We start from the raw sequence: 9,687 nt of genomic DNA on the forward strand, positions 1-9,687 counted from the left end.
CAAGCGTTCAGTGGATGCGCGGTGTGGCTTTTTGGGGCTGCTGCGCAGCCCAGCGGGAGCAAGCTCCCTCGCCACAAAGGATTGGGAAATATGGGGAAACTGTATTGGGCAGGGACATCTCAGGTGCCTGCTAGGTTGAATGGACCATTCAACCATTCAGGGGAGCAAAGGATTGCTTCACAAGCCCAACTCTCATTTGTTGCGACGTGGCCGTTATTCAGAACCTGGTCGAGCTTATTTGGTGACTGCCGTGGTTTATCAACGTCGCCCGGTATTTGCCGATCTTTACCTGGGGCGGCTATTGGTTGCCGAGCTCAAACGAGCCCATGACCTTGAGCTGGTCAACTCTTTGGCTTGGGTCATTATGCCGGATCATCTTCACTGGTTATTTGAATTGCGAGGCGCGAAGCTGCCTGAAGTGATGAAACGAGTGAAGTCGCGAAGCACACTGACCATCAACCGAGCCCGTCGCACACAGGGTGCTTTCTGGCAGAACGGTTATCACGATCGTGCGGTGCGAGTGGAGGACGACCTTATCAAGGCTGCTCGCTATATCATCGCCAACCCACTTCGAGCCGGACTGGTCGAGCATGTTGGCGCCTACTCGCTCTGGGACGCCGCCTGGCTATAACGGTGTACCCCCCCTGTGGCGAGGGAGCTTGCTCCCGCTGGGCCGCGAAGCGGCCCCAAAAAGCCCGACCGCGTACCCACTGAAAACATGCGGTGAATGGGTTGGGGCCACTGCGCAGCCCAGCGGGAGCAATCTCTGGCCGCAGGGAAATACGGCTGAATGATTACGCGCCGCCGCGGTCGGAACCTGGGTACGCACCATTAATTGAAGGAGCACCCATGAAGTCGAAAACCTTAGCCGCTTGCCTGCTGGTCGCTGCCAGCTTTTCTACCGTCAGTGCTGTAGTGCAGGCCGGCGATACCCCTCAGGAAACCGTGCAACCTTCAAACATCAACGCTCGTGATTTGAAAGAAGGCGACCGCGCTCCGGATATCCTGATGCGCAAGGAGTCGGCCATCAGCGATTGGAAAAAGCGCGGCCTCAAGCAGCCCGAAGAGGAAAGCCAGTGGGCGCGCGTAGGCGACAAGTACGTCCTGCTCAAGACCACCAACGGCACCATCCTCGAGATTACGCCAGTCAAGAAATAATCCCGCCGGGGCACCTGCTCGTTTCATGTTTCTTGCGTTAAGGTAACCGACCGCAATGGTCGCGTTACCTTTACAAAAAGAGAGCAGGATGCTTGCCACCATCAGAAACTACCCCCGAACCGTGAACCTGTTGCTGTGCGCCACGTTGTTGCTGACGTTGGCCAAGGCCATCACCTTTCCTTATCTCGTGATCTACCTCACCAGCCATTTCGCCTTGGACATTACCCAGGTCGGCCTGGTAATCGGCAGTTCGCTGATCGTCGGTTCGCTACTCAGTGTCTACGGCGGTTTCCTGGTCGACCGCATCAATAGTTATCGCCTGTTGCTCGGCTTGAGCCTGGTGTTTGTGCTGGGGTTTATCGGCACGGTGCTGGCGCAAAATATCTGGTCGTTCTATGGCTGCCTGATCCTGATCAACCTGGCCTACGCCGTCATCGATATTGCGGTGAAAGCCGGCTTCGCCAGCCTGCTGCCCGAAGACGCGCGCAGCGAAGTGTTTTCCATCAAGTACACGCTTACCAATATTGGCTATGCCGTAGGGCCGTTCTTTGGCGCGATGGTGGCCAAGCTGGATATCAGCCTGCCGTTTATTCTGTCGGCGCTGTTGGGACTGGGTTTTTTTCTGCTGTATGGGCGCTGGGGTGACCGTAACTTGGCCACGGTGGACACCACGCAAAAGCCGCTGCCGTTCCTTGCCGTCGCCCGCGTTTTGCTGCAGGACCGTCGCCTGGTGTGCTTCACCCTCGGCGGTTTACTCAGCGCGGTGGTGTTCGGCCAGTTCACGGCCTATCTGTCGCAATACCTGGTGACCACCACGACCGCCGAATACACCTACACGGTGATCAGCGCGGTGCTGACCACCAACGCCGTGCTAGTGATTGCCTTGCAGTACTTGATTGGCCGGCGCATCTCGCACCGTTACCTGAGCCAGTGGCTGATCGCTGGCTTGAGCATGTTCATGCTGGGGTTGATTGGCTTCGGGCTGTCCACCAGTGTGGTGGGCTGGGTGCTGGCGATGGCGGTGTTCACCGTCGGGGAGATCATCGTGTTTCCGGCCGAATACATGTTTATCGACCGAATTGCCCCGGACCACCTGCGGGGCATGTATTACGGGGCGCAAAACCTGTCCAACCTCGGTGCGGCGCTGGGGCCGGTGCTGTGTGGGCTGGTGTTGGCCAGCCTGCCGGCCCATTACATGTTCTACATGCTGGGGGCGTTTATCGTTGCCGGCGGGGTGTTTTATTTCATTGGGGCGGCGATAAAGGCAAATCATCCAGCGTGAGCTTGCCGACGTTGTTGCTTTGCAGCTCGTAGCGCAACTCATCCACCATTTTTGCCACTTCCTGCGGGGTCTGCAGGCGGTTGGTGCTGATGCCGGTAACCACCAGGTCGACACGGCCGGTCTCGGCGTCGTAGACCTTGAGGGTCAAGGACGCATCCCGGCACAGGGTGAATTCGCACGTCAGCGGTGACAGGCCTTCTTCGATGCAGTTGCGCAGTTGAGAGAGGGTAAACATGCGGGTTCCTTCAAGGCATAAATACGATCCCTTGAAGGTTATTGTTTGCACCCTCGCGCAATAAGGCGAATTCGCACTAGTCGCACTAGTGCATTTGCAAGGTCAGGGTTTGTTTTTCAGGCGCAAATCGCCGGCAAACAGCCCGCGTTCACGGGCCCAGACGATCGCTGCACTACGGCTGTGCACCCCCAGCTTGGAATACACCGTGGCCACATGGTTACGCACAGTGTTGGGCGCCAGTTTCAGGCGCGAGGCGATTTCTTTGTCCGCCAGGCCTTCGCAGATCAGGCCCAATACATCGCGCTCGCGGGCGGTGAGGTCGGTGAAGGAAACATTCGGCAGGTTGGGGCTGTTGACGCTCTTGGCGTTGGCCAGCTTCTCGATCAGGGTCTGGCTGAACCAGGACGCGTCCTGCATGACTTCCTCGATGGCCGCCACCAGTTCCAGCTCCGAGCGTTTGCGCTCGGTGATGTTCATCAGCACCATCAGGTAGCAGGGTACGTCCTGGATAATCACGGTGTCGGCGGACACCACGCAGTCGATCACCTCGTTGCCTTTCTTGCGCACCTTGAGGTCCTGGCCTTCAAGGTTGCCGGCTTTTTCCAGGGTGGCGAACAACTGCGCGCCGGCCTGGGGGCTGTCGATGAAGTTGATGTCTTCGATGGATTTGCCAATCAATTCCTCGCTGATGTAGCCGGTGATGCTCATGAAGGCTTCGTTGATGTCTACCACCTGGCGGTTGTCGGCACTGCATACCAGGGTCGGCACGGGCGTCAGGCGGAAGGATTTGGCGAAGCGTTCTTCGCTCTGGCGCAGGGCGATCTCGGCTTTGCGCCGTGGCTCCAGGTCGGTGAAGGAAAACAGCATGCAGTCTTCCTCGTTCATGTCCAACGGTTGGCCGGCGACAATCACCAGTTTGCTGCCACCTTCGGGCAGTCTCAGTTCGGCCTGCATCTGCGGGATGGTCGCGCCTTCGCCCAGGCGCTGGATCGCCAGGTCCTTGCGCTCGGCCTGTTCCAGCACATCCAGTTCATACACGGATTTGCCGATGACCTGGTCGCGGTTGTAGCCGGTCATCTCCAAAAAACCCTGGTTGACCTTGATGTAGCGCAGGTCGCTTAGACGACAGATCACCGCGGGCGCCGGGTTGGCGTTGAAGGTTTTCTCAAAGCGTTGCTCGGCGCTGGCCCATTCGGTGGCGTCGCTGAGGATCAGTACCAGCAACTCAGGTTCACCCTGGGCATCGGTCAGCACCAGGCTGCGCAGGCGATGTACCCAACTGCGGTGTTCGTCGTCGGCGGGTGTGACTTCCACCACCACATCGCTGAACTCTTCGCCGGCAGCCACGCGGCTGAGGGGGTAGCTGTCCAGTGGCAAGGGATGGTTGTTGCGATAGCGCAGGGCAAAGCGTTTGGCGTACGCCTCGGTATTGGCGCCCAGTTCCTTGACCTCGCTGACCCCGTGCATGGTCAACGCCGCTTCATTGGCCCAGAGAATGGTCTGGTCGACCTCGGCCAGAATCACACCGTCGGACAGTCCCGAGATGATGGTCTGCAGTTGGCGGCGGTTGGTTTCTTTGGCGAGAACATCCTGGGTCATAACGTCTCCGATTAGGGCAGGGCAAGGCACATTGGGTTACGACATCCTGGCTTCAGGATAGTGCAGAGTAATTGCCCACGGGGCAGTGCGAATGCACCAGATCACCTGGTGCATATGGGCCAGGACTGAACGTATGTCGTTTCGCCACACTCACACCCATCAAGGCGCATTGCCTTGCTCCTCAATTTGAAAAGGACCTTTGTATGACCACTGTCTATGAAACCAATCGATCGCTGTTTCGAGTGTCGTGGAGCTCGGTACTGGCCGGTAGTGCAATCGCACTGGTCACCTACCTGGTCTTGAGTGTGTTGGGCACCGCCATTGGCGCCAGTGCCGTTGACCCGATGGAAGCGGGCAACCCGTTGAGCGGTTTTGGCACGGGCGCGGGTATCTGGCTGTTTGTATCGACACTGGTCGCCATCGCGTTGGGTGCGTTCGTGGCCGGCCGCACCGCGCCGGATCGTGGCGGCCTGCATGGGGTGCTGACCTGGACCTTGACCACCTTGCTCACCACTTGGCTGTTGGCGGGCCTGGCTTCCAGCGTGGTCGGTACGGCCGGCAACGTGGTGGGTAAAGGTCTGTCTGCTGCGGGCAGTGGCATTGCTGCCGCCGCGCCAGGGATTGGCAATAGCATCAAGCAACAGTTGAACGAGCAGGGCATCGAGTTGGACTGGAACAGCCTGCAAGGCCAACTGGATACCTTGCTCAAGCAGAGCGGCAAGGCTGAACTGGCCCCTGCCAATGTCGAGCAGAAAGCCGATCAGGCAGCTGCCGATGGCAAGCAGTCGGCTACCGATGCAGCGACCAATCCTGCCCAGGCCGGTGATGAGCTCAAGCAATGGTTCGAACGTGTGAAAGCGTCCGGCGAGCCAGCATTGAATGCAGCGGATAAAGAGGCGCTGGTCAACATCGTCGCTGCCCGCACTGGCAAGAGCAAAGAAGAAGCCACGCAGATCGTCGACAACTATGCCCAGGCTTATCAGCAAGCCATGCAAAAGGTCGATGAGCTGAAAAAACAGGCTGAACAGAAAGCCCGTGAAGCCGGTGAAGTCGCTGCCAAGCAACTGTCCCGCGCGGCCTGGAGCACCTTGGCCATGCTGCTGTTGGGTGCGGCGTTGAGCTTCTTTATTGGTCGTATCGCGCTGACTACCCGTCGCGTGCCGTTGGCTTAAAGATGTCTGCGGCAAGGACGCCGCCGGTGTGAAGGGGTAAAATGCTGGCATTTTACCCTTATCCCACAAAGGTGACCCTTGAGCGCAGGCAAAGCCGTCGGACTGTTATTACTCACTTCCCTGTTGGCGGCGTGCGGCACCTCGCCGCCACGCACGCCCAACGACCTCTGCGGTATCTTCCGCGAAAAAGACGACTGGTACGACGCCGCCAAGGTCACGCAAAAGCGCTGGGGCGTGCCGATCCAAGTGCCGTTCGCCATCATGTATCAGGAATCGGGCTTTCGCCACGACGCCAAGACCCCGCGTAAATACCTGCTGTGGATCATCCCTTGGGGCCGCGTCTCTACCGCTTCCGGCTATGCCCAGGCCAAGGACGAAGTATGGAACGACTACCGCAAAGCCACCGGCCGCAGCGGCGCTGATCGCGAAGACTTCGACGACGCCATCGACTTTATCGGCTGGTACATGGACAAGACCTACACCATCAACGGCGTCTACAAATACGATGCCTACGGCCAGTACCTGAACTACCACGAAGGCTGGGGCGGCTACCGCCAGCGCACCTACGCCAGCAAAGCCTGGCTGCCGCCGGTAGCGAGCAAGGTACAGGCGCGTTCGCAGATGTATGCGCGCCAATATGCCGGGTGCAAGGATGAGTTGGGGCGTGGGTTCTGGAGCCGGTTCTGGCATTGGTTGTAAAGGGTCGACACGGCGACCTCTGAATGCATGCAGATTCAATGTGGGAGCTGGCTTGCGCTAACGCGGCTGTATGCATTCCAGCGAACGGTCCACCATCACGTTGGCCATTTCCCTGCACTTGCCAAACCCCTCCGATTCTGGGAAAACCCCAGCCTTTGGCCCCTTCAATGAGAACCCCATGAGCAACGACGAACTGCAGGTCACCGACATCCGCCTGGGCGACGGCAAAGCCGTGGTCAAGGGCGCGCTGATCACCACCCAATACACCGGTACCCTGGAAGATGGCACGGTGTTCGATTCCTCCAGGGAACGGGGCAAACCGTTCCAGTGCGTGATCGGCACTGGCCGCGTGATCAAGGGGTGGGACCAGGGCTTGATGGGCATGCAGGTTGGCGGTGTACGCTCGTTGTATGTACCGGCGCACCTGGCCTATGGCGAGCGCTCGATGGGCGCGCATATCAAACCCAACAGTAATCTGCGCTTCGAAATTGAACTGCTGGAAGTGCTGACACGGGATGATTGAAGAGGTTGAACATGGACGTTGATCCACAGGAGTTGCCTGGCAGTTTCCTCGAAGGCATTCGGGTGGTTGAGCTGCTTGGCTGCGATGAAGCTGAGCTGCAGCAGTTTTTTGAACAGGCGCCGGCTTACTTCATCGCGGTGAATGGCGAACCGGCTACCCCGACCGAAGCACGGGAAGAATTACGCGGCCAATTACCCGCCGGCTGGCATTGCAGCCGCCTGTACTGGCTGGGTTACCGAGATGCGCAAGGCCACCTGGTCGCCGTGGTGAATATCGCCGCGGATTTGCTCGCCATCGGGGTGTGGCACATCGGGTTGCTGCTGGTGCAGGCGCGCTGGCACGGCAGCGGGCTGGCGCAGCGCTTGCACGCGGACCTTGAGGCCTGGGCGGTGGCGAAGGGCGCCCAGTGGCTGCGGCTGACGGTAGTGGTGGGCAATACCAGGGCCGAGCGTTTTTGGCCCAGACTTGGCTATGTACAGGTGCGTACCCGCGAGGGCATCACGATGGGTCGGCAGGTGAATAAGGTGTCTATCCAGGTAAAGGGTGTTGCCAGCGCGAGCATTGAAGACTACGTGGCGTTGGTTGAAAGGGATCGACCTGATACGCCATAGCCAGGGATGTACATCAAGCCCATGTAGACGCTGATTAGGCGTGCCGCCGTATCGTTGCGTATGCAGAGTGCCAGGCAGTGAATTTGTAGCTGACACACCGCTATCGCAGCATAGGTATCTACACAACTTCGGCGCGATGCTGGACCTGTGGCGAGGGAGCTTGCTCCCGTGACGGCCTGGCAGCCTACGCTGATCGAGCTGACGCACCGCGATCCAAATGTGGGAGCTGGCTTGCCTGCGAAGGCGGCCTGACAGTCAACACAGTTGGACCGTGTACATATCCATTCCTGCGGTAACGGCTACTCAGGGTTCCGCTTTTACAGCGGCTCACTTTTAAAAAGCCGGACTGCCGGCCCAGACAAAAGTAAGCAAAACGCTCTTTCCTGAACCCATCCTGAAGAATCTTCTTAATTCACCAGGCTGCCACTTTCCTACGGTTTACTCCGCCAACATCGGGGCGTAAGCTTCGCGCGTTTTCATCAATAGCGGAGACCCTCAGTGGGTACTTGTTCGAGTGACAGTCGTCGGCCGGTTTCGGTAACCGGCCTCTACTTGGCAAGGTAACGCGCATTTTCCTGATGCCGTTGTCTCGCCTCATAAAGCGAGAAGCGGCATCTCGGCGGTGGCCAGTCCTGGCACCTGCCTGATTCCCTCTCATCGACGCTGACCAGCACCTGGGTAACGCCTGGATGCTACGGACGCGCCTGCCTGTTACGGCGGGCGGGCCAGGTTCGGCTGTGCCTGTGTGACGGGCGCGGTGTGGACGGGCAGTACCTGCACGACGGTTTTTCCTCGCGCAGGAGTTACACCATGAACCTCACTTTGCTCAAAGAGTTCTTCGCCGGTTTCCTGCGGACCCGGCATATCGCCCGGCATTTTCGCCGCCTGGCGATGCTGGAGACCGTGACCGATGCCAGCGTCAGCCGCGAAGTACCGCCCAGCCTGGCGCAGACACTGGTGGCTTCTGCCAACCGCAGCACTGTGCAATTGCTGGGCGTGCTGGGCAGCCACGCCGAGGGCCTGAGCACTCAGGAAGCCGACGCCCTGCGCGTGCAATACGGCCTTAACGAAGTCGAGCACGAACAGCCGCTGCCGTGGTGGGTGCACCTGTGGCATTGCTACAAGAATCCGTTCAACCTGCTGCTGACCCTGTTGGCGGTGATCTCTTGGCTGACCGAAGACATGAAGGCCGCCACGGTGATTTTCTCCATGGTGGTGCTCTCGACCCTGTTGCGCTTCTGGCAGGAGGCCAAGTCGAACAAGGCCGCCGACGCCTTGAAGGCCATGGTGAGCAATACCGCGACGGTGCTGCGCCGCGGTACTGCCAAGCGCATTGAACTGCCGATCAAGCAACTGGTGCCAGGCGATCTGATTGTGTTGTCGGCCGGCGACATGATCCCCGCGGACTGCCGCGTGCTCAGCGCCAAGGACTTGTTCGTCAGCCAGGCGGCGATGACCGGTGAATCCATGCCGGTGGAGAAGTTCGCCCACCAGCAGGACGCCCACACGCGCAACCCGCTGGAGTTGGAGAATATTCTGTTCATGGGCACCAACGTCGTGTCCGGCGCCGCCACGGCGGTCATCCTGGCCACCGGCAACAGCACGTATTTTGGTGCCTTGGCGCAACGTGTCACGGCGACGGACCGTGCGACCACCTCGTTCCAGCAGGGGGTCAACAAGGTCAGTTGGTTGCTGATTCGCTTTATGTTTGTGATGGCGCCGCTGGTGCTGTTCATCAACGGCTTCACCAAGGGCGACTGGACCGAGGCGTTGCTGTTCGCGCTGTCGATTGCGGTAGGCCTGACCCCGGAAATGCTGCCCATGATCGTCACCTCGACCTTGGCCAAGGGCGCGGTGTTTCTGTCGCGCAAGAAGGTCATCGTCAAGCGCCTGGACGCGATCCAGAACTTCGGCGCCATGGACGTGCTGTGCACCGACAAGACCGGCACGCTCACCCAGGATAAGATTTTCCTGGCGCGCCATGTGGACGTGTGGGGCCAGGAGTCGGACGACGTGCTGGAAATGGCCTACCTCAACAGCTATTACCAGACCGGCCTGAAAAACCTGTTGGATGTGGCCGTGCTCGAGCATGTGGACATCCATCGTGAGCTGAAAGTCGGTACCGCGTTCCACAAGGTCGACGAGATCCCATTCGACTTCAACCGCCGCCGCATGTCGGTGGTGGTGGCCGAGGAGCACCAACCGCACCTGTTGATCTGCAAAGGGGCGGTGGAGGAAATTTTGTCGGTGTGCAATCGCGTGCGTCATGGTGACGTCGATGAGGCACTGACCGACGAACTGCTGGCGCGCATTCGCCAGGTGACCGCGGCCTTTAACGAAGAAGGGCTGCGGGTGGTGGCGGTAGCGGCGCAGCCGATGCCGGCAGGACGTGACACCTACACCCTGGC

At 59.4% G+C, this 9,687-nt stretch carries 10 protein-coding genes; 8 read left to right on the forward strand and 2 right to left on the reverse strand.

The genetic code is table 11. The features are described from left to right. Positions 1–139 precede the first annotated feature (139 nt). The 3 genes from GIV35_RS26805 to GIV35_RS26815 all read left to right on the forward strand — a co-directional run bounded on the left by GIV35_RS26805 (position 140) and on the right by GIV35_RS26815 (position 2,440). On the forward strand, positions 140–631 hold the full coding sequence (locus GIV35_RS26805; protein WP_233475128.1) for an REP-associated tyrosine transposase: 492 nt from the start codon (positions 140–142) through the stop codon (positions 629–631). Between the two features lie 218 nt (positions 632–849). After that, the gene (locus tag GIV35_RS26810) at positions 850–1,158 is read left to right on the forward strand and encodes an RcnB family protein (protein WP_056787665.1); all 309 of its coding nucleotides are present in this window, start codon (positions 850–852) and stop codon (positions 1,156–1,158) included. 88 nt (positions 1,159–1,246) lie between these two features. Then, on the forward strand, positions 1,247–2,440 hold the full coding sequence (locus tag GIV35_RS26815; protein ID WP_223023467.1) for an MFS transporter: 1,194 nt from the start codon (positions 1,247–1,249) through the stop codon (positions 2,438–2,440). Here the strand turns inward: GIV35_RS26815 and GIV35_RS26820 are convergent. Further along, the gene (locus GIV35_RS26820; protein ID WP_105226406.1) at positions 2,403–2,675 is read right to left on the reverse strand and encodes a DUF1652 domain-containing protein; all 273 of its coding nucleotides are present in this window, start codon (positions 2,673–2,675) and stop codon (positions 2,403–2,405) included. The two genes, GIV35_RS26815 and GIV35_RS26820, sit on opposite strands and share 38 nt — an antisense overlap. A gap of 102 nt (positions 2,676–2,777) precedes the next feature. After that, on the reverse strand, positions 2,778–4,274 hold the full coding sequence (locus GIV35_RS26825) for a PAS domain S-box protein (protein ID WP_014717983.1): 1,497 nt from the start codon (positions 4,272–4,274) through the stop codon (positions 2,778–2,780). A gap of 203 nt (positions 4,275–4,477) precedes the next feature. On the opposite strand from GIV35_RS26825, the gene GIV35_RS26830 reads away from it, so the two are divergent. From GIV35_RS26830 to mgtA, 5 genes are all read left to right on the forward strand, one after another. After that, positions 4,478–5,446, forward strand: coding sequence for a hypothetical protein (locus GIV35_RS26830; protein ID WP_014717984.1), 969 nt, complete (start codon positions 4,478–4,480; stop codon positions 5,444–5,446). 78 nt (positions 5,447–5,524) lie between these two features. Continuing rightward, positions 5,525–6,145, forward strand: coding sequence for a transglycosylase SLT domain-containing protein (locus GIV35_RS26835; protein ID WP_034127075.1), 621 nt, complete (start codon positions 5,525–5,527; stop codon positions 6,143–6,145). 178 nt (positions 6,146–6,323) lie between these two features. Beyond that, positions 6,324–6,668: an FKBP-type peptidyl-prolyl cis-trans isomerase gene (locus GIV35_RS26840; protein WP_105226409.1), complete on the forward strand. Its 345-nt coding sequence runs from the start codon at positions 6,324–6,326 to the stop codon at positions 6,666–6,668. Between the two features lie 11 nt (positions 6,669–6,679). Next, positions 6,680–7,279: a GNAT family N-acetyltransferase gene (locus tag GIV35_RS26845; protein WP_105226410.1), complete on the forward strand. Its 600-nt coding sequence runs from the start codon at positions 6,680–6,682 to the stop codon at positions 7,277–7,279. Between the two features lie 810 nt (positions 7,280–8,089). Continuing rightward, on the forward strand, positions 8,090–9,687 hold a 1,598-nt coding region (mgtA, locus tag GIV35_RS26850; RefSeq protein WP_236491451.1), incomplete at its 3' end, for a magnesium-translocating P-type ATPase.

Source organism: Pseudomonas sp. PA-1-6B (genome assembly GCF_021609545.1).
In the GTDB taxonomy this organism is placed as follows: domain Bacteria; phylum Pseudomonadota; class Gammaproteobacteria; order Pseudomonadales; family Pseudomonadaceae; genus Aquipseudomonas; species Aquipseudomonas fluorescens_BV.

Excerpts from the sequence above, each read along its gene's own strand:
- GIV35_RS26825 (WP_014717983.1), bottom strand. The coding sequence starts at position 4,274 with ATGACCCAGGATGTTCTCGCCAAAGAAACCAACCGCCGCCAACTGCAG.
- GIV35_RS26820 (WP_105226406.1), bottom strand. The coding sequence starts at position 2,675 with ATGTTTACCCTCTCTCAACTGCGCAACTGCATCGAAGAAGGCCTGTCA.
- GIV35_RS26845 (WP_105226410.1), top strand. The coding sequence starts at position 6,680 with ATGGACGTTGATCCACAGGAGTTGCCTGGCAGTTTCCTCGAAGGCATT.
- GIV35_RS26840 (WP_105226409.1), top strand. The coding sequence starts at position 6,324 with ATGAGCAACGACGAACTGCAGGTCACCGACATCCGCCTGGGCGACGGC.
- GIV35_RS26805 (WP_233475128.1), top strand. The coding sequence starts at position 140 with ATGGACCATTCAACCATTCAGGGGAGCAAAGGATTGCTTCACAAGCCC.
- GIV35_RS26815 (WP_223023467.1), top strand. The coding sequence starts at position 1,247 with ATGCTTGCCACCATCAGAAACTACCCCCGAACCGTGAACCTGTTGCTG.
- GIV35_RS26830 (WP_014717984.1), top strand. The coding sequence starts at position 4,478 with ATGACCACTGTCTATGAAACCAATCGATCGCTGTTTCGAGTGTCGTGG.
- GIV35_RS26810 (WP_056787665.1), top strand. The coding sequence starts at position 850 with ATGAAGTCGAAAACCTTAGCCGCTTGCCTGCTGGTCGCTGCCAGCTTT.